Annotated in this window: 17 protein-coding genes; 14 read left to right on the plus strand and 3 right to left on the minus strand. The window is 54.6% G+C overall.

Going from position 1 to position 24,329, the window contains the following annotated elements:
- Positions 1–149 precede the first annotated feature (149 nt).
- Together BN1189_RS16290 and BN1189_RS16295 are read right to left on the minus strand one after the other, a co-directional pair.
- Positions 150–377, minus strand: a complete 228-nt coding sequence (locus BN1189_RS16290; protein ID WP_040228459.1) for a KGG domain-containing protein — start codon at positions 375–377, stop codon at positions 150–152.
- Positions 378–425: 48 nt separating this feature from the next.
- Entirely contained in the window at positions 426–848 is a 423-nt protein-coding gene (locus BN1189_RS16295) for a KGG domain-containing protein (RefSeq protein ID WP_040228461.1), read from the minus strand.
- A 401-nt stretch (positions 849–1,249) separates the two neighbouring features.
- Here BN1189_RS16295 and BN1189_RS12200 point away from each other — a divergent pair, with 401 nt between their 5' ends.
- The 6 genes from BN1189_RS12200 to BN1189_RS12230 all read left to right on the plus strand — a co-directional run bounded on the left by BN1189_RS12200 (position 1,250) and on the right by BN1189_RS12230 (position 11,804).
- Positions 1,250–1,783 carry a hypothetical protein gene (locus BN1189_RS12200; RefSeq protein ID WP_052455841.1) on the plus strand — a complete coding sequence of 178 codons (534 nt, stop codon included), beginning with the start codon at positions 1,250–1,252 and terminating at the stop codon, positions 1,781–1,783.
- A gap of 797 nt (positions 1,784–2,580) precedes the next feature.
- On the plus strand, positions 2,581–4,500 hold the full coding sequence (locus BN1189_RS12210; protein WP_040228463.1) for a 3'-5' exonuclease: 1,920 nt from the start codon (positions 2,581–2,583) through the stop codon (positions 4,498–4,500).
- A gap of 151 nt (positions 4,501–4,651) precedes the next feature.
- Positions 4,652–6,103, plus strand: a complete 1,452-nt coding sequence (locus tag BN1189_RS12215; RefSeq protein ID WP_143242306.1) for a hypothetical protein — start codon at positions 4,652–4,654, stop codon at positions 6,101–6,103.
- A gap of 200 nt (positions 6,104–6,303) precedes the next feature.
- Positions 6,304–7,236 (plus strand): HPr(Ser) kinase/phosphatase, encoded by a 933-nt coding sequence (gene hprK / locus BN1189_RS12220; protein ID WP_040228467.1) that lies wholly within the window; start codon positions 6,304–6,306, stop codon positions 7,234–7,236.
- Positions 7,237–7,366: 130 nt separating this feature from the next.
- Entirely contained in the window at positions 7,367–10,150 is a 2,784-nt protein-coding gene (locus tag BN1189_RS12225) for a sensor domain-containing phosphodiesterase (protein ID WP_040228469.1), read from the plus strand.
- 16 nt (positions 10,151–10,166) lie between these two features.
- A complete protein-coding gene (locus tag BN1189_RS12230) occupies positions 10,167–11,804 on the plus strand; it encodes a thiamine pyrophosphate-binding protein (protein ID WP_040228470.1) in 1,638 nt (545 codons plus the stop codon).
- A gap of 273 nt (positions 11,805–12,077) precedes the next feature.
- Here BN1189_RS12230 and BN1189_RS12235 read toward each other — a convergent pair whose 3' ends face one another.
- Positions 12,078–12,680 carry a hypothetical protein gene (locus BN1189_RS12235; RefSeq protein WP_040228471.1) on the minus strand — a complete coding sequence of 201 codons (603 nt, stop codon included), beginning with the start codon at positions 12,678–12,680 and terminating at the stop codon, positions 12,078–12,080.
- Positions 12,681–12,945: 265 nt separating this feature from the next.
- Between BN1189_RS12235 and BN1189_RS12240 the strand changes: the two genes are divergently transcribed.
- From BN1189_RS12240 to BN1189_RS12275, 8 genes are all read left to right on the plus strand, one after another.
- Positions 12,946–14,067 (plus strand): DUF4145 domain-containing protein, encoded by a 1,122-nt coding sequence (locus tag BN1189_RS12240; RefSeq protein ID WP_040228472.1) that lies wholly within the window; start codon positions 12,946–12,948, stop codon positions 14,065–14,067.
- Between the two features lie 144 nt (positions 14,068–14,211).
- On the plus strand, positions 14,212–14,472 hold the full coding sequence (locus tag BN1189_RS12245; RefSeq protein ID WP_040228474.1) for a hypothetical protein: 261 nt from the start codon (positions 14,212–14,214) through the stop codon (positions 14,470–14,472).
- Positions 14,473–14,555: 83 nt separating this feature from the next.
- Positions 14,556–15,296, plus strand: a complete 741-nt coding sequence (locus tag BN1189_RS12250) for an alpha/beta hydrolase (protein WP_040228475.1) — start codon at positions 14,556–14,558, stop codon at positions 15,294–15,296.
- Positions 15,297–15,856: 560 nt separating this feature from the next.
- A complete protein-coding gene (locus BN1189_RS12255; RefSeq protein WP_040228477.1) occupies positions 15,857–16,057 on the plus strand; it encodes a hypothetical protein in 201 nt (66 codons plus the stop codon).
- A gap of 22 nt (positions 16,058–16,079) precedes the next feature.
- Entirely contained in the window at positions 16,080–16,637 is a 558-nt protein-coding gene (locus BN1189_RS12260) for a hypothetical protein (RefSeq protein WP_040228479.1), read from the plus strand.
- A 176-nt stretch (positions 16,638–16,813) separates the two neighbouring features.
- Positions 16,814–18,748: a DUF2075 domain-containing protein gene (locus BN1189_RS12265; protein ID WP_040228481.1), complete on the plus strand. Its 1,935-nt coding sequence runs from the start codon at positions 16,814–16,816 to the stop codon at positions 18,746–18,748.
- Positions 18,749–18,876: 128 nt separating this feature from the next.
- The gene (locus tag BN1189_RS12270) at positions 18,877–19,803 is read left to right on the plus strand and encodes an AEC family transporter (RefSeq protein WP_040228483.1); all 927 of its coding nucleotides are present in this window, start codon (positions 18,877–18,879) and stop codon (positions 19,801–19,803) included.
- A gap of 174 nt (positions 19,804–19,977) precedes the next feature.
- Positions 19,978–24,294, plus strand: coding sequence for an AAA domain-containing protein (locus BN1189_RS12275; protein ID WP_040228485.1), 4,317 nt, complete (start codon positions 19,978–19,980; stop codon positions 24,292–24,294).
- Positions 24,295–24,329 lie beyond the last annotated feature (35 nt).

Raw genomic sequence — 24,329 nt, forward strand, 5'->3', positions numbered from 1 at the left:
TTTTGCTGTTTTTATGGGGCCTGTCGTTCTATGGCGGTTTGAGGAAAGACGCTGTGAAAGGGGGCGGTCGATGACGAACGGGGAGGGGAGGAGGAACGCATGCAAAAGAGGCTGCCCATCTATGGGCAGCCTCTTCCGAACAACATGGATTATTTTCTGTTGTTGTTGTCATCTTTGTTGTGGCGGGCTTCGCCGCCTTTATGGCCGATGTCTTCGTAGAATTCACGGTCGTGGTTCTCCGAAGTGGCTTCGCCGCCTTTTTTACCGATTTCTTCGTAGAACTCGCGGTCGTGAGTGCGTGCGGTTTCTTCGCCGCCTTTACGTCCTGCTTCTTCTACTGTCATTTTGCCGTCTTTGTTGTTGTTTTTGTCTGCCATTTTAATATCCCTCCTGAATTAGATGTTCATTAAATGAAAGAGCAGTTCTTATCGCTTGTTGCGGTTGTTGTCGTCATCGCCTCTGCCATGACGGGCTTCGCCGCCTTTGTGGCCGATCTCTTCGTAGAACTCACGGTCGTGGTTGTCGGAAGTGGCTTCGCCGCCTTTTTTACCGATCTTCTCGTAGAAATCACGATCGTGGTTCTCGGAAGTAGCTTCGCCGCCCTTTTGTCCGATTTCTTCGTAGAACTCGCGGCCATGGCTCTCAGCCGTAGCTTCGCCGCCTTTTTGCCCGATTTCTTCGTAGAATTCGCGACCATGGCTTTCCGAAGTAGCTTCGCCGCCCTTCTTCCCGATTTCTTCATAGAAATCGCGGTCGTGGGTGCGTGCTGTTTCTTCGCCGCCCATGCGTCCTGCTTCTTCTACTGTCATTTTCTCGTTGTTGTTGTTTTTACGCTTGTTGTCTGCCATCTTGCATTCCTCCTCAAAAAGTTTTTGGAAAGAAGCTGTTGCAGCCTCACCCTCTGTATTTCCCCTTCTCTATAAAATAAACAAATGGAGAAGAACCGTAATATTTGTAACAATCGTAACTAGATTGTAATATTCTGTTCATTGTATATATAACAATGGTTCGCGATGTTGTAAACTCTCGGAACAATGATATATAGCGTAAAATAATTTATCCCTGTATTAGGAATTTTCGCGGGAAATAAACATAATGTCAACCGCTAGATTCTATATTGATATAGTGATAAAATGTTTTTATCCTGATTGGATGAACGTTTTTCAACAGCTGTTCATCCAATAAAGAGAGCAGAATATGCCGGTTTTCGGCAGTTCTATACAAAAAACAATGGGGCGAAATAGAGAAAGTGAAAGAGAATATTGAATCCATCATCAGGCGGACGATGCAGCGGACAGGGTTGAATCTGGATGTTAAAGAGGATCATTGCGGAATCAACATGACGTACCAGTTCATTCACGACTACGTGACCTACGATTCTGAACGGATTATGCAGGCCCTCGCCGAACAGCGGCATCCGGTGGACCTCGACACGTACGTGACGGCGATCACCCTGCACGAACTCGGACATTCCATCGATAGGGAGGCGCTCCTCGCGTCAATCCCGCAATCCATTGAAGTGTTGAAGCTGAAGCAGGGGCTGCCAGTCCCGGCCCAGTACGGGGACCCGAACATTCTCGGAATCCTGATCGAAGAGGACGAACGCAATCTCGTCTTCGAAAAGACAGCCTGGGAAAACGCCGGAATGCTGAACAGCATGCACCAACTGGTCCGCCCGGATGACTTTGACGCAATCGCCATCCAATCTCTCGGCACCTACGAGAAGAAACTCGCCGACAAGAAGCACCAACTATCCTTGCTCGGCGGCCAGGCGATCGCCTAATAGAAATAAAAGCAGTTTCCGATCTCCCGAAAGAGACGGAAACTGCTTTTTGGTTTATTGGAAAAGTGACAGCGGAAAAACGAGCTTCCGCCAAACCGCCCATTGCCTCCGCGAAAACCTCCGCCGCCGGAATTGCTTCCGCCAAACCGCCCGTTGCCTCCGCGAAAATCCCCGCCGCCGGATTTGCTTCCGCCAAACCGCCCATTGCATCTGCGAAAACCCCTGCCGCCAGAATTGCTTCCGCCAAACTGCCCATTGCATCCGCGAAAATTCCTGCCGCCGGAATTGCTTCCGCCAAACGGCCCGCCAAATCAGCGAAAACCCCCACCACCACACCCCCGCAAAATAAAAACCGCAGTCCGGCGGATGCCGTTCTGCGGTGTGGAGAATATGGCAATGAATGATTGGGCAATCATCTGTTAAGGTTGAATCTCCAAATGGCCGGGTTTCCAATCCGGCAGTGCTGTCCGGAAGCCGGTGTCTCGTTGCATCGTCTGGGTTGCTGTGGCTTCCGTTCATCACTATGCTTATTTTATGCCCGTTTCTCCGAAAAATAAACGCTTTTGCTCCACCGACACGAAATTGTCAAGATGAATTTCGAGAGCGGAAGCAAATGATCGACCGCCGGCCTGACGCGAACCGTACCCCATCCTCAAATCCTACCCCAAAACACGCCCTATTATATTGAAGGAACTCAATTCACCGTCCCCCTCCATCCACCCGCCGGAAAATCTTGCCGATTCTTGGATGAAAACATTGTATAATGGAAGAAACAGAATGGATTTGGAGGGATCGGCATGGCGTATATGATCCCGGAGACGATCCGGTCGTCGGCGACGGCGGGGGAGCGTCTCCTGTTCAAGACGATGAAGACGGTGCTTCCGGACGATGTCATTGTTTATTATGAACCGACAATCCGCGGGCGGCGGCCGGACTTCGTTTTAATCGGCCCGGATTTTGGATTGCTCGTGCTGGAAGTGAAGGATTATACGAAGGGGACGCTGCATGAGCTGAATCCGGAGCGCTGGACGCTACTCACTGCGCAGGACGGTTATAAAACCGTGCCGAACCCGGTGGATCAGGCGCGGACCTATATGTTCCTGATCAAAGATATGCTCGAGCTGGATGAAAGCCTCGTGAACCGGGACGGCCGGTATCAAAACAAGCTGAAGTTCCCGTGCGGGCACGGGGCGGTGTTCACCCGGCTGCATACTTCAGACATGCACAGCCTGGGTCTGGACCGCGTGCTGGAACCGGCCCAGACGTTCATGCGGGATGAGATCGACCCGGATCATCCGAATTTCAATGAAGAAGAATTCATCGAGAAGATCTTCAATACGGCAGGGATGATGTTCCCTCTGAGGGATACGCTCGTCCGGGAGGAGATCGATGCAATCCGGTATCATCTGTTCCCGGAAGTGCGCATCAGCGCGGAATTCCGCCGGCCGCCGGAGCATCAGGACCAGATGCTCCTGTCGCTGAAGGATCTCAAGGCGATGGATCTGCACCAGGAAAACATGGCCAAGCAGCTCGGGGACAAAAACCGGCTCATCCGGGGTGTGGCGGGGAGCGGGAAGACGCTCATCCTCGCCAGCCGGGCGAAGCTTCTCATGCGGGAGCATCCGGATTGGAAGATTCTCATCCTCTGCTACAACATCTCGCTTTCCCGGACGCTCGAAGCGCTGATCCGCCGGATGGTGAATGAACCGGACAGCCTGTTCGACTTTGATTTTTCGGGCGGGAACGAAGGGCTAACGGTTCCGGGGACCGGCAACATCGCCGTCCGGAACTTCCATGCGTGGCTGAAGTTCGACTTGAAGATCAAGGAAGACCAGATTCCGTATTTCATCGAAAAAATAGACGGCGGCGAGGCGATCCTGCCGACGTATGATGCCATCCTGATCGATGAAGGTCAGGATTTCGAACCGGAGTGGTTCACGCTCGTGAGCCGGCTGCTAAACCCGGAGACGAAGTCGCTGCTTCTCGTGGAGGACCGCGCGCAGTCGATCTACAAGCGGCGCCGGTCTTATATGCAAGACACGGGACTCGACTTCCGCGGACGTTCGAAAGTGCTGAACATCAACTACCGGAACACGGAGCAGATTGTCTCGTTCGCGTGGGATTTCTACCGGGAGCATTCCGCCGTCCGCGGCGTGGTCGACAAAGAGATGGACGGGGAGATCATTGCCCCGCTCAGCACGAAGCGGAAGGGCTATGCGCCCGGCATCGTGCGGGCGAAGGACTTCTCGCAGGAGGCCACGTTCGTCGCCCGGCAGATCCGCCTTCTCCATACACAGCGCGGAATTCCGCTTTCCGGCATGCTCGTCCTGTATCGCGTCAGGCGGTGGCGGGGCGAGGACTACGTCGCCGAACTGAAGAGCGCGCTTGAAAAGGAAGGGCTGCCGTATTATTGGCTCACCGAATCGGCGGAGTCCAAGCGGAACTATGACCGCAACGGGGAAGCGGTGACGATCAGCACGATCGACAGCAGCAAGGGGCTCGACTTCCGGACGGTGTTCATCGTGAACGTCGACAACATGCCCCTGCCGCTCGAAGAAGACCCGGAGCGAGAAGCATCGCTCCTGTACATCGCGATGACCCGTGCGCAGGAATACCTCTGCCTCACGTATTCGGGCCATTCCGCCTACACCGCCTACCTAGACGCCATTCAGGAATCCAGAAAGAAACAACACAAAGCAAAAAAAAGCGCCACTTGACATGGAGAATCCCCGGCCGACCGCCAGCCGGGGATTTTTATTTCCCCCAGGTCAGTCAGACCGCCCCCAAGCATACGCTCAATCAAAAGGGTCATCCGCCGAAGTTTTGGGTAGACAAGTGGAAACGAAACGTTTCAAAGGGGTGCAGCTGATGAGGGAAACAATCAATCAATGGGTCAATAAGCTTATTCCTTACCTGGAAGGCGTGAGGGCCGACGAGATCGGGCTGGAAACGCTGCCGGACGATCCGGGCAGCTGCATGCTTGTCCGGAAAGGATCCGACGAACTCCTCGGCGAACTCGTTCTCGACGATGAGGGGGACCTGAGATTCTTTTCCTGTTTCCGTGCGACGGAGCATGCGCCGGTCGTCTCGCTCGCCCCGCGGATGATCCGAAAAATCGCGGAGCAGTTTCTCCGGAGCCTGTTTGAAGAGGATTCGGCGAATCTCCAGTTCTCCTCGGTCGTCGACCTGGAGTCGATCTACTCGGTGGATTTTGTCCGGAGAGACATGGACGGCATCGAACTGCCGAATTCGGGAATGAGTTTTTCGTTCTGGAAGGACGGCCGGCTGCTGGACATGACGAACCATCTCGGGCCGCTCATCCTCATCAACGAGGAAAGCAACATCACGCCGGAAGCGGCGCTGGACCTGTTCATGGCGAATCTCACCGCAGAGCTTAAGATCAGCCGGTATGACCGCGAAATCTACGTGAAAGGCGACAATGAGTTCCACCTGATCTACGATTTTCTGACAGGGGCGCCGGATGAAGTCAAAATGGACGGCACCGTATTTTCGCTGGCCGAAGAACTCGGCTACACGCAGCCGGGGCATGACCGCCTCCAAAAAGACGGTGTGGAACGCCTCCCGCTGACTGCGGCGTCGGGCATCGATGAGATGAAGTTCGTTTATGAAGAACATCTCGACGGAGTCGACTACGAAGTCTACAGCGACGAACCGGCGCTCGTGGACGGCGACAGCCGGCTGTACGATCCGGACGCACCGATGGAACATACGGTCAAATTGATCACCGGACACCGCAGCGATTTGATCTACTCCGCCGTCGTGCAGCCGGAGCCCGCCGGCAAGAGCGGCCGGCAACGGATCGGCCGGGCGGATGCCTTCCAGACCGCCGTCTCCATTCTCTTCGGGGAATTCCCGGATGCCGACCGGCTTTTCCGCCTTCGTAAAGAGGACCCGGAACTTTACGAGGATGATGAAAACGGGGAAATGGAAGTGGCCGGGTATCAGTTCATCTTCGACCGGTTCCATGAAGACATCCAGATCGAGGATGAAGGAGTCGAGATCAACATCGATGCCCGGACCGGAAAACTGCTCAGGTACGATGCATCGGATCGCGTGACGTTTAACGCGGAAGGCCTCACCGAGGAGGCGCCGATCGAACTCACGACGGCGAAGGCGCTCTACATGTCCGACATCCGGATGCGTCCCGTCCGGGCGAGAAATGAAAACGACGGCGGCGCACCCGTCTATGAACTCGTCTACGTGCCGGAATTCCCGCCGCCCGGCGGCCACGTCCACGCCGTCGATGCCCACACGCTCGAGAAGTGGACCGTCGATACGGGAGCCCTGCTCGAGGAATGAGCCGTGAAAAACGCTTTCATTCGACGCCATTCGCTGTATAATAGGAAACAGAAGGACCCGCAGCACAGAAACCGTGCTGCGGGTTGACTATATCCTCTTGACCAAACTTTTCGCGGGGTCCGGCGTCCTAATGGTACAGAGCCGGACACCAGTCACTCTTAAACAAAATGAATCGGGGAAACCCGGATGCGGAGAGAACCATGGAAACAAAAACAGTCTTAGTCAAACAAATTGCAGATGCCTTTTCACTGGAAGTGCTCGCCGGGAAATCCGAGCTGCACCGGACGATCGACAAAGCGCAAGTTCGCCGTCCGGGCCTTGAGTTCCTGAACCACTTCGACTTCATCGCGACCGGACACGTCCAGATCCTCGGGCGGAATGAAATCAGCTACCTTCATACGCTGGATGACGAAGAGGCCCGCCACCGGATCGGAAACATCGTCACCTACAATCCGCCGTGCGTCATCATCACATCCTCGCAGGAAGAGCCGGACGGCCTGCTTCTATATTGCAGCGAAGCCCGGATCCCGGTGCTCCGGACGGCCGACTCGATGACCGAATTCGTCCAGAAACTGAACGGGTTCCTCGTGAAAAACCTGGCGGAGGAAATCGCCATCCACGGCGTCTGCGTGAACGTATCAGGCATCGGCGTCCTTCTCAGGGGGAAGTCGGGCGTCGGGAAAAGCGAGACCGCCCATACGCTGATCGGCCGGGGGCACCGGCTCGTGAGCGATGACATCGTCGTCATCCGGAAACTGAGCCCCCAGACGCTGCTCGGCACGCATGACGGCAGCAACAAGGAATTCCTCGCGCTCCGGAGCGTCGGGCTGCTCAACGTCGTCCGCATGTACGGGCGCACGTCGTTCCAGGAAGAGACGAGGATCACGCTCGACATCGAGCTCATCGAGTGGCAGAAAGACGCCTTGAACAACGAGCTCGAAGTCGATATGAAATACAAGGAATACATGGGCGTGAAAATTCCGTATATCCAGATCCAGCTCCAGCCCGGACGGGACGTGGCCGGACTGATCGAGGCCGCGGCGAACAACTGGTATTTGCGGATGCAGGGCTACAGCGCGGCGGAAGAGTTCCGCCACCGGCTCGAAGAGGCCTTCCACGACGAGGAAGAGTGACATACACAACGGGCAATCCCGCATCCGGCCAACGGGTGCGGGATTCAGCGGTTTTCACCCGTCCGCCTAAACTTTCGCAAAACAGGGTATGGAAATGGGAAGAAGACCCGTACATAAAGGATGTGACACGATGAACGATCACTCACGATACCGCCAGCTTGCCAACCTGACGCGGCTTATCAATACGAAACTCGAACTGAAAGAAATGCTCGGCGCCGTCACGGAAGCGATTTCCGAGGAAGTTTTCCAGTGCGATTCCGTCGGCATTTATCTGCCCCAGGATGACGGAACGTTCCGGGGATTCACCGGAAAGCCCGACTTCATGAACGGCATGACGCTCGACATGCACGTCATCGATCCGAAGAACGATGCGCTCGTCCGGGAAGTCATCGAGACGAAGCGGCCGGTCTATATCCCGGACACCGCCGCCGATGAGCGGCCGAGCGACTGGGCGGTCGATTCATTCGCCATCCGGTCTTTGCTCGTGCTGCCGATCTCATTCGGCGACGAGCTGTTCGGCCTTGTCTTCCTGTTCAATTATGGCCAGCCGATGAACATCTCGGATGAACAGCGGGAGACGGTCGAGGCGTTCGTCAATATGGCTGCGGTCGCCATCCGGAATGCCAATGACCTGCACCGGAAGGAAGCACTGCTGAAGGAAAAGCAGTTCCTTCTCGACGTCAACCGGGAGCTTTCCCGCTGTGAAACGATGCAGGGGGCCATTGAAATCTGTTTCCGGTTCATCGGGCAGGTTCTCGATAACGACAATCCCGGCGTCCACCTGCTGGACCCGCTCGCGGGAAAGCGGATCAAGCCCGCCCGGCTGAGCAAAGAAAGCAGCTGGAACGAAGATGAATGGCTGAAAGTCCATGAGATGGCGATGGAAGACGTCCTGTCCGACAAGGTTTTCCAGGAAGCGATCGCGACGAGAAAGCCGATTTTCATCCCGGATGTCTATCAAGACGACCGCCCGGATCCGGAAGTGTGCAAAGCGTTCGGCATCCGCGGCCTGGCTGTTTTCCCGCTTGTTGCGATGAACGAGATTCTTGGATTTATCGCTGTTCCAAATTTAACCGATGAGGTCATCATTTACCCGCAATCTGTCCAACAGCTCGCGCAGTCAGTCGTCGACTCGACGGCATCGACACTGTCCAACCTGCTCTACATGGAGAAGCAGGAAGTGATCATCGCCGAGCGCACGTCCGAAGCGACGGAGAAAAACCGTCAGCTGGAGCGCGTCGTCACCGAACTCGGCAACCTGTCGAGGGAAAAGGAACTCATCCTGAGCTCGGCGGGCGAAGGCATTTTCGGCTTGGATCTCCGGGGACGGATGACGTTCTGCAACCCGGCGGGACTGGAAATGCTCGGCTACGACCGGGAGGAAGAAATCGTCGGCCTCCCGTGCGGACTGGTTTTCTGGGGAAATGCCGCATTGACGGACGGCTGCTCGGTGGGGCCCGGCAACAAGCCCGTCGTCAATGTGGACTCTTTTTACAGGAAAGACGGGAGTTCATTCCCGGTGGAATACGATCTCTCGCTCATCCAGGAAGGAGAAGAGGTCTTCGGCCAGGTGATCATCTTCAAAGACATCACCGAACGCCGCCAGTTGGAAGACGAGATCAAGTACTACGCCTACTATGACAGCCTGACGGACCTGCCGAACCGGCTGCTTCTCCGCGACCGGCTTGACAATGCGCTGATGAACGCCGGACTGCACGACGAATATTTGGCGGTCCTGTTCCTGGACCTGGACCGGTTCAAGCTGATCAACGATACGTTCGGACACTCATTCGGCGACCTTCTCCTAAAAGAAGTGGCCATCCGGCTGAGCAAAGCGATCCCCGACACGGGAATCGTTTCCCGGCAGGGTGGGGATGAGTTCATGATCATCCTGCTCGACGTGAAAAACAAGGAAGAAGTCATCCGTACCGTCCAGCGGGTGAACGGGGCATTCGCGGATCCGATCTTGCTGGAAGGCCATGAAATCTTCATCAAGAACTCGATCGGCATCGCGATGTATCCAGAGGACGGGACAGATGCAGAAGCATTGATCAGAAAAGCCGACACGGCAATGTACCGTTCAAAGGAAGTCGCCGGCGGCAGCTTCCACTTCTATCATGAAGGCATGGGCCGCCGCACGGTCGAGAACGTCAAATATGAGAATGCCCTGTACCGGGCGCTTGAGCGCGATGAGTTCGTCCTGTTCTACCAGCCGCAGGTGGATTACTGCACCGGCAAACTGTCGGGGGTCGAGGCGCTCATCCGGTGGAACCATCCGACTGAAGGGCTTGTGCCGCCGACGATCTTCATTCCGCTTGCGGAGCAGACGGGACTCATCGTCCAGATCGGGGAATGGGTCATGCGCGAGGCGGCGGGACAGCTGAAGAAATGGATCGATGCCGGCTACCCGGCGATGAACATGGCCGTCAACCTGTCGGCCGCCCAGTTCGAGCAGGATGACCTCGTCGCAGTCGTCGAGCGGGTGCTCGCAGATGTCGGGATTCCGGCCGGCCACCTGCATCTGGAGCTCACCGAAAATCAGCTCATGCGCGATTCGGAGCTTGCCATCGACACGATGAACCGGCTGAAGGACCTCGGCGTGAAGCTCGCCATCGATGATTTCGGGACCGGCTACTCTTCTCTCGGCTACCTGCAGAAGTTTCCGGTCAGCACACTGAAGATCGACCGCTCGTTCATCCGGGACTTGATGGACGACGAAGACGACCGGGCGCTCACCGACACAATCATCACGATGGCCGGCAACCTCGGGATGGATGTCATTGCGGAAGGGGTGGAAACAAAACCGCAGGCAGACTATCTCGCATCGAGGGAATGCTCGCTCATGCAAGGGTATTACTTCAGCCCGCCGATCCCGGCGAGAAAGCTTGAAAAGGATTTCTTAAAAAAGAACTAAAAGGGGATGGAGATTCATGAAAGCAGGAATTGCTGTATTGGAGTATTTCCGCAACATCGGAGTGGACAAGATCTTCGGCATTCCGGCCGGGAGCCTGAACGTTATCTATGACGGCCTGAACGATTACCCGGACATCGCGCCGATTATCACGAAGCACGAAGGCGCGGCCGGCTATATGGCGGCCGCTTACGCCAAGTACTCAGGAAAAATTGCGGTGGCCGCAGGTTCGAGCGGCCCGGGGGCGACAAACCTGATTACGGGCGCGGCGAACGCGATGCGGGAACATCTTCCCGTCCTGTTCCTGAGCGGCGCCGTTCCGATGAGCACGGTCGGCTTCAACGCCTCCCAGGAACTCGACGTATCCCCGGTCTTCGCCCCGGTCACGAAATATTCAAAGCGGGTGGAACGGCCAGAAGATCTCGTGGCGGAAATCGACAAAGCCGTCCGGATCGCGCTTGACGGCGTCCCCGGACCGGTCCATATCGCGATTCCGCTCAACGTCCAGATGGGCCAGGTGGAAATCGAGATTCCGGAGGGACCGGTCACGACCAATCCGCCTGCAATGGACACCGGCGCAGTCAAGAAAGCGGCCCAGGAGATGAAGCGCCGGAAAACGGGCATCCTGTTCGCCGGCCAGGGCGTAAGGGGCGCCGTTCCGGAAGTGATGATGCTGTCCGAACTGCTCGGCTGGCCGGTCGTCTGCACGCCGGTCGCAAAAGGACTCTTCAAGGACAGCCACCCGAACTTCGCCGGCGTCTACGGATTTGCCGGCCATGAATCCACGACCAAGCTCATTCAGGAAGGCGACTTCGAGACACTCGTCGTGCTCGGATCGAGCCTCGGCGAAACGGCAACGAGCAACTACAACGAAAACCTCGCGAAAGACCGGTTTGTCATCCACGCGGACATCGACGAAAACGTCTTCAGCCGGAAATACCCGGCCGATCTGCCGGTGCTTGGCGACCTCCATGAAGTGCTGCCGCGCTTCATCCGCGAACTCCGCCAGCTCGGCGCCTCCCCGAAATCGGTCAAGACGCCGTACAACGCGGCAAGACTCACGCCCGGCGAGGAATTCACGACGAAGAACGTCATGCTGAAGCTACAGCAGCTCCTGCCCGAAAAGACGAGATGGGCGATCGACATCACCGAAACCGAAGCATACATCATCCACGACCTGAGCGTCCTTTCAAATGATGCCTTCGACATCAACGTCCACTTCGGCGCGATGGGCAGCGGCCTGTCGACCGGAATCGCGGCGAAACTCGCCGACCCGGAACGCCCGACCGTCACCGTCACGGGAGACGGCTGCTTCTACATGCACGGCATGGAGATCCTGACGGCAAAGGAATACAACGTCCCGCTCCTGTTCATCGTCATGAACAACGCCCGGCTCGGCCTCGTGTACCATGGCCATAACCTCCAGTTCAAGCGCACCCACAAAACCTTCTCGACGAAGCCGTTCAACATGGCGGCAATGGCCGAAGCGATGGGCATCCCGAGCGCCCGCGTCGAATCGATGGATGACTTGAACGAACAAACCATTTCGGACTTGATGCGGGACGACGGACCGACACTCCTCGAAATCGTCCTCACCGACGATAACCCGCCGCCGATGGGCGACCGCGTCAAATTCCTCTCCAGCTTCGGAGAATAAAACACATACGAAAGCCCGGTCAGCATTTGCCGACCGGGCTTGTTTTTCGTGTGGGAAGGGTTCTTCTTTAGATTCGGAGCGTCCAGCTTTAGATTCGGAAGGTCCAGCTTTAGATTCGATTCAGCAGCCGGTGATGACACTCCCGGTTAAGTCCAAGCTATTGGGCAAAGGCAATCCGCCGGCAAACCAACGTTTCCGCACAGATACGCAACGTTTCGCCATAGATACACAACGTTTGTGACTGTGCCTCACCTCTCCGAGCAGGATCTTCTTTCATTGCTTCCCGGACAGCGGGTGCTCCTCGAAGTAATCGGTGATGGTCCGGATCGTGGCGGTTTTGAATTCAACCGGGACCGGCTTTCCATCCGGCTCCTCGTGGAAGGCATGTCCGTCGCGTCTTTCAAAGCCGATTTCCACGAGCAGGTCGAGGAGTTCGTCGGGCAACCGCTCATTGCCGGTGACCGTCATATACGCCTCGGTCGGGGAGACAATGACGTCGAGGTCCCGGTGTCCGCCGGTGATCATCACAAGGTCGCCGTCATGCCGCTTGACCCAGTTTTCCTTGGACCGGATCGAGATGGGGGCCTTTTCCATCGCGACGATTCCTTCCAGGTTCGTGCCGAACAGCCGGAGCAGAAGCGGACACACATGCTCGGCGGTCAACTCGGGAAGCTCTTTCAGCTTCTCCGCTAGAAATTCGCAGTTTGCGACGTCTTCCCGCTTCTCGATCAAAACAGGAATCCGGTGATAATCAAAACCGAACAGGTCCTTCACCGCCAGGCAGATCTCTTCCGCAGCGCTATCAAGATCATTGCCGTACATCCGTTCCAGCCGGTCTTCCAGCTGCTGGATCCGGTCTTTTTCCACAGGGTTCATGATTGATCCTCCTGATATTATGTTAGTTGTTATTCAAACAGACAAATTCAACCGGATAAAAGGCTGTCTCTTCCACGCTTTGTCCCGGCTCCCTCATTGGCGGAGTATAATAAACACTTCTTACAGTATAGTAGCACAAAACGCTCAAAATACAGAGCTGACTTCGAATCTGTCTATGAACCTTTTAATACATATCCCCGTATCAAACCCGCGCTTCCGCCATGATACAATAGGATGAGATATTTTGACTTAAGGAGCCAAGCCAATGACCGACCAATATTTCTATCATTTCCTGAACCATAAACAGCTCGCGCTCGTGGCGAACGAGCTGGAACAGAGTGTGTATTCGAGTCCGCGGACGATGCTGACGCATGCGCGCGTGCTCGTTGAATCGGTGCTGAAGCTCGTCATGCGGGAAGAGGGGATTCCCGACGAGCCGTACATGACGCTAAAGGAGCGGCTGGATGAAGTGGACCGGCAAGGGCTGCTCACCCGAGAAGTGAAAGATGCGCTTGAAGTCATCCGCCGGAGCGGGAACCTGGCCGCCCACGAAACGAGAGCGTTCCGCGTGTCCGAGGCGCTCACTTCATGGGAAGCGATTTATACCGTGCTGAAATGGTACGCCGAAGTGTACGGAGATCCGAATTTCACTTTCCCGGAGTACCGCGACCCGGCGGCGCCGACCCAGCAGGCGTTCGAACTGCCGGAACTGGAAGCCCGGCTCGAGCGGCTGGAATCGCTTCTCCGGCAGCAGGTCGGCGGGGAAGAAGAGGAGACAGATCCGGCGCAGGAAGAAGCGGCGGCCACCCTCGAAACCGAAGCGCCTGCAGAGCCGCCGGGCTTCACGACCGTACGGAAAATCCGATTCAAGGACCAGTCGCTCGACGTGCCGTACTTCCTGCGGGACGCTTTCCTCCTGCCGCAGCGGTTCGAAAAATCTGTCCGGTTCCTCGTCAAGCTCGGCGGGGAAGAGGAAGCCCGCATCATGAGCGAGCTGCCCGCCGACCTGGACGGCCTGCACCAGTCGGCCTCCCGTTATACCGAAAAGAACGATGAGCAGCTGTTCGAGGAACTCGGCGTCTTCATCGAAGAAGAAAAAGCCCGGAGGAAAATCCGCCTTGAGCGGCCGGGCGAGCTGTTCCTTTTCTACAAGGCGGACTGCGTGACGGTGACCGAGAACCTCGCAAAAGCCGGACTGACGAAAGAGAACTTCCCGTCGCTCACGCCGGGGTTCGTCCGGCAACTCGAGGAGAGCGGCATCGTGCGTGCAGGCCAGCTGCCGCAGGAACTCGTCATCCTCGCGAAATACAAAAACGTCGGCAACGGCACGATCGAGAAGCTGTTCGATGACTTGAACGAATGGCAAAAAGCGAAATCCGCTGAGTGATTCTGTGCCGATCGGTTAAAGGGAGGCATCCGCTTTGGACTTCTTGTTTAAACGAAATTGGGACTTGGCAAGGCAGATTCTTGCCGAATTAAAAACGAACTGGCGCCGCTTCGCGGAACAAGAGACCGGCAGAAACAAGCTAAAATGCTGACTCTCGTCTATATGAATGCCGTCTTTTTCCTGGCCCTCCTGGCGAGCTGGTATGTATGCACCGTGTTCATTCTGGCAGGAGTCGGGCTGGGCATCTTCCTCGGCATCACGGTGGACCCTTTCTATCTGTTTATGCTCTTCTTGCCGTTTGCCGGCTTGCTGGTCCTGAAGCTGACGCAATTGTTCTGGACCCGTCTTTACCTGCCGTACCAAGAGGAGTTCCTAAAAAAAATGATGACCGACCAAAAGGGATGAGTTTCTTCTAAACAGTGTCGGCAGGATTCTCAGCCTCGTTTCCCGAAAGATAACTAAAGAACGACTTGAAAGGGGACGGTAGCATGAACGAACAATACCCGGTGCTCGAAGGGGCGGAACCATTCTATTTTGAAGGCGGAAAAACCGGCATCCTCATCTCTCATGGATTCACCGGAACGACGCAGAGCATGCGTCCGCTCGGCGAAGCCTACGCCGAGGCGGGCTACACGGTGTGCGGACCGAGGCTCGCTGGCCACGGCACCCATCCCGAAGACATGGAACGCTCAAGCCGGCATGACTGGATCCGGTCAATCGAAGAAGGCTACGCATGGCTCAAAGAGCGTTGCGACACGATCCTCATGACCGGCCTGTCGATGGGCGGCACGCTCACGCTTTACATGGCTGAAAAACACCCGGACATCAAAGCGATCGCCCTCATTAATGCCGCAATCGACATGCCGGCCATGGAACACGTGCCGGAGTCAATGCGTTTTCTCGATGCGATCGGATCGGATATCAAGAAACCGGGCGTTACCGAACTCGCCTATGACCAGACGCCGGTTCAGTCGATGAAGGAAATCGTCGCCCTCATGGAAGAAGTGAAACCCGAACTCCGCAAAGTGACCTGCCCGGCGCTCATCTTCGTATCGGACGAAGACCACGTCGTCCCGCCGGAAAATGCAGACATCATTCGTAACGGCATCTCCTCGGAAACAAAAGAAATGAGCCGGCTGCACGACAGCTACCACGTCGCCACGCTGGACAACGACCAAGAGAAGATCATTAAAGAAACATTGGCGTTCTTCGAGAAGCATCAAAAGTGAGCGGAGAGGCCGTAGTAAACTGAGCTTTAATCAGTGAGGTGAGGTGAGATGATTCCGGTATTGAGCCGGGGTCATCTTTAAGTGGTTATTGAGTTATCGTTGTTTTGAAGCTGCAAGGGGGGATGGTTTGTTTCGATATCTGATTGTCTTTGCAATTGGTTTTTTATTAACGTTTATTCTTGCCGGTGAATTTTTCTCTCAATATAACCTGTTTTTAAATATAATTATCAGGACTGCTTTTGCTTTGTTCTTCCTATTTATTATTTGGTTACTACAAAAAAACAGAAGAAGATTTCGGCAGGAATAGCTCCTTGGTTCTTTCAAGGAGCTATTCTTTTATTTGATTTATCGTGAAGTCAGTTGCAGAAGAAAGGTCAGGCAGCCGCCTTCATTCGGTCTGAGACAAAGAACATTTTATGATAGAACGGCCAATGCGGTCGACGGGCGAGTAGACGATCACAATTTCTTGCTCACCTGATCTTGATCAGCTTCGTTCGAGAATGATGACTCTTGGAAGGACCGCAACTAGGGTAGAGGAGTAAGGAAGGGAAGTGGGGCCATTGAAAAACCTGCTGGAGCAAGCCAATAGCCTTTCAATTCTTCTCCTGCTGCTGAGTTCCATCATCTACTACTTCCACTTGAGAAAGGAAAAGCGGCGGAGAAAGCTGACTTTGTTTGAAATGACCATGTACATCGTCACGATGGTCGCCTACTCGCTGTTTGCCATCACGACGTTCATTCTTTTCCTGGACCGCATGTAATCTAGAGAAGGAGGTGGAATAAATGGGATACATCCTGCTGGTCGTTGCGCTGATCATCATCATCTTCATCGCCGGTGCGAAAAACACGAAGCTGCGTGACCAACTGAGAAACGACGAACCCGACGCACAACCATCCATGCCCGACGAGGAGCCGACGCATCGGACGATGGAACTCTCCGTCGCAGGCATCCACGAACGCAATGAAGCCGGGGAAGACATCCAAGAGGTCCTCAGGCGCATCGGCGGTCAATACAAGGACAATCATCACCCGGACACCGATGAAGATCTTGGATTCAAAGATGTCGTCCGGCTCGTCCCGGACCCGGGCAACCTCGACGACCCCCACTCGATCAAAGTCTTTCTGATGGACACGTCCATGAAGTGGCACCACGTCGGCTTCGTGAAAAGGGAAGACAGGCGGAAAGTCGGAAAACTGCTGGAACGCGACAGCATTGACGGCTCCTATGCTCAGATTACAGGACACACCCACCGGGGGACCGGATACGATGTGATCACTGAGCAGCGAGGCATCAGTACAACAGAACTGGATAGGGGTTTAAGGGTAATTCTTGTCATCTAAAATGCCTGGTTTTATTATCAACCAGGCATTTGATAGAATTCAAAATCTTTAAAGTCCACGTGAAGGTAAATTAGCAACCAACAGCAACTTCTCTTACAAATCTAGTTGCTATGCTAATATATAGTGAAGATCATTTAACACGAAGACGATTACTTCACATTAGGGGTGCTGTAAAAGTGATTGTATACGAAGCGACAAAAGACGAATTTATGGATGATATACTCACCGATAACTTGGTAAATAATATTTGTAAAAATTTTAACGATAAAATTGGGAAAGTCAATGAGGCGGAAATCCGGTCATGGGATAACTCGATGCAGTACATGTATAAAGTACTAAACGATGAAGAAATCCCTTCAGATGCGGGAGTAGCAATCGAATTTCGAATTCCTTACACTTCTAAACGAGTAGATTTTTTAATAGCAGGGAAAAATCAATCTGAGGACACTGTTGTAATTGTGGAACTAAAACAATGGGGAGAAGTTGAGAGAGTAAGCGGCAAGGAAGCCATCGTAAAAACTTTAATCAATAGGGGGATTCGTGAAACAGCCCACCCATCTTATCAAGCATGGTCTTACGCAGCTTTAATAGAAGATTATAACCAGAATGTTCAAGAACAAGAGATTAATTTGAAACCATGTGCATACGTACATAATTATATAAAAAAACAACAAGACGACCAATTAACAGATCCAATTTACCAATTTTATATTGATCAAGCCCCTGTTTTCACAAAAGGTGAAGCTCCGAAGTTAAGACAGTTCATAAAAAAATATATCAAATATGGTGATGATAAAAAGCTTATTTATGAGATTGAGAGAGGAAAAATCAGACCATCAAAGTCATTGCAGGATTCATTAAGCAATATGCTTAAGGGTAATAGGGAGTTTGTGATGATTGATGAACAAAAGGTTGTATTTGAGGAGGCAATTTCTCTTGCAAAGAAAGCACTGAGAACAGGCAGAAAGCAGACACTTGTCGTTAGCGGCGGACCAGGCACCGGTAAATCCGTTTTGGCTATAAACCTTTTGGTTGCAATGACGAAACTGGAGCTTGTTGCCCAATACGTCACTAAAAATTCAGCACCCAGACATGTTTACTCTACAAAGTTAAAGGGCGATTTTAGAAAGACAAGGATTGATAATTTATTCAAAGGATCAGGTAGTTATACTCAATCAAAAGAGGGAGAGATTGATGTATTAATTGTTGATGAAGCCCACCGTCTTAATGAGAAGTCTGGAATGTTTCAAAATCTAGGCGAAAACCAGGTGAAAGAGATCATTCATGCCTCCAAGCTGTCCATATTTTTTATTGATGAAAACCAAAAAGTTACTCTCAAAGACATCGGATCAGTTGAACTTATCAAAAGCTTTGCTACTGAGTTCTCTGCCGATTTAACTACGCTAGAATTGTCTTCACAATTTCGCTGTGATGGTTCCGATGCTTATCTTGCCTGGTTGGATGACGTGCTTGGAATTAGAGAAACTGCAAATGACAATTACTATGGCCTTGATTACGACTTTCGGGTTTTTGAAAATCCCAATGATTTATTTAAAGAGATACACCGGTTAAATCACCGGACAAATAAATCACGAGTGGTAGCCGGTTACTGCTGGGATTGGAAAAATAAAAATGATAAAGAGTATAAGGACATTGAGATCCCTGAATTTGATTTTGCTGTAAGTTGGAACTTAGGAAATACACAAACCTGGGCTATTGACGAGCAGTCCGTTTGGCAAGCCGGGTGTATTCATACATCACAGGGTCTGGAGTTTGAGTATGTCGGCGTAATTATCGGCGATGACTTACAGTATAAAGATGGAGAAGTCGTTACAGACTTAACAAAAAGGGCAAAGACTGACCAGTCGTTGAGAGGAATCAAAAAAATGCTGAAATCAGATCCGGAAAAAGCCCAAAAGCTAGCTGATTCGATCATCCGAAATACATACCGCACTCTAATGACTAGAGGACAAAAAGGATGTTTTGTGTTTTGTACTGACAGAGAACTCAATGAATACTTTAAAGAAAGGTTGGATCGAGCGACTAATTCAAAGGGCAAAGAGATTGAAAAATCACTCCGCGTTGCTGAAAAAGGAATAAACTACGAATAAGCTTATAGTATTACAATGGTTATTTCATTTGTTTAATAACAAAGAGTACATTTTCCTCTCGAAATTCATATCTTAAAATGAAAATTAAGGGAGGGCTTCCGCTGTCCATTTCTGCGTTTTTGCTGGCCATGAGTCCTCTGTATGTGATGGCGGCGGTCGGGTTTGTGGGGAGACGGCTGAATGTTCTCGGCGGCGGGGCGAATGCGGTGATCACGCAGCTGATGCTTTATATTACCTTGCCGGCGCTGATCCTGTTTTCGCTGGATACGACTTTTACCACCGGGTTGCTGGGCGATTTTGCCTGGCTCGTGGCCATGTCGGTGTTTGTGCTGGCCTTGTCGGTTTTCACGGCGTCCCGGCTTCGGAGAAGGGCACAGCTTCCCGCCGGCCAAAAAAGCGTGTATGAGAGCCTGATCGTTTTCGGCAATCAGGGGTTTATTGGATTCGCGGTGAGTTATATCCTGATGGGCGAGCAGGGGATCGTTTATCTGACGTTGTTCAACATTTGTTATCTGGTGCTGATCTGGACGTACGGGATCCACTTGTTTACCCGCGATGAGCCGTCGGTGAATTGGCGGGTTTTATTCCTTAATCCGGGGATTCTCGCTACTGTTGTGGGTGTTATCATGCTCGTTCTTCCGATCGGCTGGCCGGAAATCCTGTCAGCGACTTTTGAGGATGTCGGGAAGATGACGATCCCGCTGTCGATGATCCTGATCGGCAGTCTGCTCGCGGAGACCCGGATGAGCGACTTGAGGAAATTCAGCCGGAACGTCCACCTGTGGATCGCTTCCTCGTTCAAGCTGCTGATCCTGCCGCTGACTCTGCTCATTTTTCTTTTATTCGGGGTGCCGTTTCCGCTGCTCGTCATTGCCGTCTTGACCGCAGGTATGCCGAGCGCGGCGACAACGACGGTGTATGCGCAGAAGTTCGGCGGGGACGCGGTGTTTGCGTCCTACGGTGTCATCCATTCCACGATTTTCTGCGTGCTCACGATTCCGCTGCTCTACGGCATTCTTCAGTGGCTGTACGGATGGACGGGGATCTGGGGATGAAAAAGGACAATAGAATCAACGTCTCATCAGTTGAGCCGATGCCGTTTCCGGGTATCGGCTCTTATTTTATTTCCTTCCAAGACGTTTGTCGAAAGGCGCCGGTTCTTTTATAGTAGGGACAGAGAATGACGAAATGATTGTACTTTTTGTAAGAGCGAAAGGCGGCTGGATAGGTTGGTTCAACTCGCGGATCAGGAAAAGGCGATACAGTTTTTCGAGTACTTGCACTCGTTGAATATGCTGACAGGCAAGATCAAACGGGATTACCGGGAATACGACCGGGTGTGGACCGTGGAGGAGCTGCGGTCCGGCTTCGACTGCCTCGTTGGGGATGACTGCACGGCAGCCGGGGCGGTGTTTGAAATCCGCCGTCCGAGGATTTCGGAAGCGGAGCGGATTCCGCCGGTCAGACCGTTCGTGCTGACCGGCTGGCTGAAAGAAGAGGCTTCCGGACGGAACCCGTTCCCGGGCCGGCTTGAGCGGATGGCCGTCCAGGAAGAGGGCGGAGTGATGCGGTATACCAAGTTTGATGAAGACGCGGACCGAGTGAGGGCGTATGACCGGTGGCGGCGCGAGTGGGAGGCCTGGTCGGAAAATCTCCGGAGCAAAGAAACGGCACTCGCGCTTTACGAGGAGTTCTTTAACCTGCTCACCCGTTTTGAGAACGAGGGGGAGAACCTCGAACTCGTGCTCGGCGAGGGGCTGCTCCTATGGAATCATCCGGATCCGTCGGTCGGACTGATCCGGACGCCGGTCATGTCGTCGAAGCTCGAATTGGCATTTGATGCGGTGAACGGGGTGATTGCAGCGAAGTCGGTCGAGGATCTGTTCGTCTTCGAGCAGGAGCCGTTCATGGGGGTGACATTCCCTCATTCCCGGCAGGCCGAGGAGCTCATCGCCTCCATCCCGGAGATCGGCCTGGACGAGCCGTATGAAATCCGGCAGTTTCTGAAAGAGTTCGTCCATCTGATCGATGCGAACGGACGGTACTCCGAGGCGGCGGAACCCGGCCGGGCGACAAGTGTGCCGGTCGTTTATCCGGGAGAGATGTTTTTGCTTCGTTCCAAGCAGTCCCGGGTGATCCGCGATGACCTCACGCAGATCATCAGCGGCGTCCGCAGCGGATCCGTCGAACTGTCTCCCGCCGTGCTGTCTCTGATCGGCGGGGAAGTGCCGGTGCAGGCGGATCCCGGCACGCGGACGGACGACATTCTTTATTTCCCGCTGCCGTCCAATGAGCAACAAAAAGACATCGTCGAGCGGATCCGCGGCAACTTCGGCGTGACGATCCAGGGGCCTCCGGGCACGGGGAAGACGCATACGATCGCGAACCTCGTATCGCATTTCCTGTCCGAAGGGAAAAAAGTGCTCATCACAAGTCAGAAGGAAAGCCCGCTCCGGGTGCTGAAGGATAAGATTCCGGAAGACATCCGGGACCTTTGCGTGCCGGTCCTCGGCGGCGGCCGGGAGTCGCTCCAGGACATCGAGGCCTCCACCCGGCTGATCAGCGAGAAGCTGGGCGAGCTCGACCCTCGTCAGCTGAGGCGCTATGTGGAACGGGACCGCGATGAGCTGATGTCGAGCCGGGAGCGAGAGGAGCGGCTGCTCGGCCGGCTGCAGGGCTACGCCGAAGCGGAAGGGACGCCCGTCATTTACCGGGGACGGAAGCTGACGAAGGTGGAGACGGCGAAACGGCTCGCTTCCTCTGAAATCGACGCCGGCTGGATTGCCGATCCGGTCGCGTTCGAAGAAGAGTTTCCGCTCGGCGGGGAGGAGTTTGAAGAGCTGTGGTCGCTGAAAAACCGGATCGGCGGCGAATGGTTCAAGCTGGCCGGACAGCGGCTGCCGGATCTTCAGGACGATGTGATTTCCTTCGAGCGGCTGAAGTGGCTCCTCAATGACCGGCGCGTTCTGGAACGGGATCAGGAAGAGGCGAAGCGGGTCATCGAGGCGAACGGATGGCCGGATGATCTGGCGTCTCTCCAGGAATTCGAGGAAGCGGTCCTGCAGGCGGCCGGGAACTTGCAGTCGGTTGATCTGGACCGTTTCCGGGTCCTCATCAGCGACCTGCGAGCCGGCGGTGTGAGGGAACAGCGCTGGCTCGACTGGATGGCGAAGATCGAAGAGATGAATGCCGTACTGGCGTCGCTCTATGCGGACCTTGCGAATCACCGGCTGGCCCCGCCGCCGTTTCCGGTGAGCGAAGTCCGGCAGCACCTCGATGTTCTGGCGGATGAACTGAAATCCGGCGGGGAGCCGGGTTTCCTGTTTTGGCTCGGGAAGGGCAGGAAGGCCAAGTATTTGTATCAGCACGACTGGCTGGACGGGCACCCTGTCCGCTCGGCGGCGGATATCGATGTGTTCCGGAAGTTTGTGGATTACCAGGAGCTGCGAAACACGCTGCGCCGGATTTATAATTCTCCTTCCGGGGAGTCCGGTCTTCCGGAGATCGAAGCGGATGCCCGGCGCTTCCCTTATGAGATGGACGAGCACATCGCGCTGTTCAAGAAAGTGCATGCGCTCGTGCGGGAGATCGAGCTGCTGAAGGCATCCCCGCTCGCCGGCCGGCTCGACCGGGAGAAGTTCTACGATGCGGCATGGCTGGAGGGGGAACTGCTTCCCGCTGTCCGCCTTGCCAAGCGGGTCCCGGAATACGGAGATTGGCAGGACAGCCTGCGTTCACTCGTTGACGGACTGAAGGAGAAGAATGATGGGGAGGACGTCCATCCGATTGCCGGCCGGCTGATCGATGCGGTCGGTGCGCTGGATGAGGAACGGTTTTACGGACTTGTCGCAGAGTTGAAGGAGCTCGTTTCCCGGCGCGATGAAGCATTGAAGCTCCAGGAACTGCTTCGGCAATTGTCGGAAAGCATGCCGAAGACTGCCGGGCGGCTGGAGGGCCGGCTCGGTGTTGAGGATGCTTTTCCGGAAGATTATCTTGACGCGTTCGAATGGAAGAAATTGAAGACGTGGGTCGACGAATCGAAGGGAATGGACACGACGGTCGTGCGCGGCCAGATCGCCGGGGAACAGGCCGAACAGGCGCGGCTGATCAACCAGATCGTGAAGAACGCCACGTGGGCGAACCTCCTCGAAAATATTACGGAGCGGGAGAAGAACGCCCTGTCCGCCTGGAAATCGTCGATCAAGAGGTACGGCAAAGGGACCGGCCGCCATGCCCGGTATTACCTGAAGACGGCGCGCGAGAACATGAAGGTCGCGCAGACCGCGATTCCAGTCTGGATCATGCCGATCAACCAGGTGCTCGAGAACTTCCCGGCAGCGAACGAGAAGTTTGACGTCATCATCTTCGACGAAAGCAGCCAGTGCGACATCTTTTCGACGAACGTCCTTCTCCGCGGCAAAAAAGCGATTGTCGTCGGCGACGAGGAACAGATCAGCCCGCAGGCGATCGGCATCCGGTTCGATGACGTCCGGGAACTTTCCCGGCGCTATCTGAAAGGCGTGCCGAACGCGGCCTTGCTTGACGGCAACACTTCTCTCTATGAACTGGCGGAGCAGACCTTCCCGAAAGGCGGGAAGCTCATGCTGCGAGAGCATTTCCGTTCCGTGAAGGAGATCATCGAGTTCTCAAACAGGCTCAGCTACGACGGGGAAATGGTCCCGATGCGCGTGCCGCTTGAAAACGAGAAGTTCGACCGGCCGGTGGTCGCCGTAAAAGTGGCGGACGGCCGCAATGATGAACTCGACAAAGACGTGAACGTTCCGGAAGCGGACCGGATCGTCGAAGACATCGTACGGATGATCCGCGATCCCAGGTATGACAACCAGACATTCGGCGTCATTTCCCTGCAGGGACAAAAACAGCACCGGCTGCTCGAAACGAAGATCCGAAATGCCATCGGCGACGATGAATTCGTCCGGCGGCGGATGATCTGCGGAAGCCCGTACACGCTCCAGGGCGACGAGCGGGACATCATCTTCCTCTCGATGGTCGTCGCGCCCGGCCGCCGGTTCCGCGCCCTCACCGGCTCCGCGGACAAGCAGCGCTTCAACGTCGCGGCCAGCCGCGCGAAAAACCAGATGCGCCTGTACCATTCCGTCGACCCCGAAGACTTGAGCATCGACGACCTCCGGTACCGGCTGCTCAGCTACTGCCGCCAAACGGAGATCGAACACGAACGGGTGCCGGATCCCGAAGGACTGTGCGAATCGGAATTCGAGCGCGACGTCCTCCGGGTGATCCGGGAGAGGGGCTACGCCGTCAAACCAAAAGTCCGCGTCGGCAAATTCCTCATCGACTTCGTCATCGAAGGAGCGAAAGACCGGCTCGCCGTGGAATGCGAAGGCGACAAATGGCAAGGCCCGGAACGCTTCCTCAGCGACCTCTACCGGCGCCAATCCCTCGAACGCGTCGGCTGGGAATTCTGGCAGATCCGCGGCAGTGATTTTTACTTTGACCAAGAAACCGCAATGCAACCGCTCTGGCAGAAGTTGGAGGAGCGGGGGATTGAACGGGAGAGTGAATAGGAGAGTGGGCCAGCNGGCAACACTTCTCTCTATGA

The organism is Bhargavaea cecembensis, assembly GCF_000826125.2.
In the GTDB taxonomy this organism is placed as follows: Bacteria; Bacillota; Bacilli; order Bacillales_A; family Planococcaceae; genus Bhargavaea; species Bhargavaea cecembensis_B.

Excerpts from the sequence above, each read along its gene's own strand:
- BN1189_RS12250 (WP_040228475.1), top strand. The coding sequence starts at position 14,556 with ATGAACGAACAATACCCGGTGCTCGAAGGGGCGGAACCATTCTATTTT.
- BN1189_RS12210 (WP_040228463.1), top strand. The coding sequence starts at position 2,581 with ATGGCGTATATGATCCCGGAGACGATCCGGTCGTCGGCGACGGCGGGG.
- BN1189_RS12270 (WP_040228483.1), top strand. The coding sequence starts at position 18,877 with ATGAGTCCTCTGTATGTGATGGCGGCGGTCGGGTTTGTGGGGAGACGG.
- BN1189_RS12245 (WP_040228474.1), top strand. The coding sequence starts at position 14,212 with ATGCTGACTCTCGTCTATATGAATGCCGTCTTTTTCCTGGCCCTCCTG.
- BN1189_RS12225 (WP_040228469.1), top strand. The coding sequence starts at position 7,367 with ATGAACGATCACTCACGATACCGCCAGCTTGCCAACCTGACGCGGCTT.
- BN1189_RS12260 (WP_040228479.1), top strand. The coding sequence starts at position 16,080 with ATGGGATACATCCTGCTGGTCGTTGCGCTGATCATCATCATCTTCATC.
- BN1189_RS12215 (WP_143242306.1), top strand. The coding sequence starts at position 4,652 with ATGAGGGAAACAATCAATCAATGGGTCAATAAGCTTATTCCTTACCTG.
- BN1189_RS12235 (WP_040228471.1), bottom strand. The coding sequence starts at position 12,680 with ATGAACCCTGTGGAAAAAGACCGGATCCAGCAGCTGGAAGACCGGCTG.
- BN1189_RS16295 (WP_040228461.1), bottom strand. The coding sequence starts at position 848 with ATGGCAGACAACAAGCGTAAAAACAACAACAACGAGAAAATGACAGTA.
- BN1189_RS16290 (WP_040228459.1), bottom strand. The coding sequence starts at position 377 with ATGGCAGACAAAAACAACAACAAAGACGGCAAAATGACAGTAGAAGAA.
- BN1189_RS12230 (WP_040228470.1), top strand. The coding sequence starts at position 10,167 with ATGAAAGCAGGAATTGCTGTATTGGAGTATTTCCGCAACATCGGAGTG.
- BN1189_RS12240 (WP_040228472.1), top strand. The coding sequence starts at position 12,946 with ATGACCGACCAATATTTCTATCATTTCCTGAACCATAAACAGCTCGCG.
- hprK (WP_040228467.1), top strand. The coding sequence starts at position 6,304 with ATGGAAACAAAAACAGTCTTAGTCAAACAAATTGCAGATGCCTTTTCA.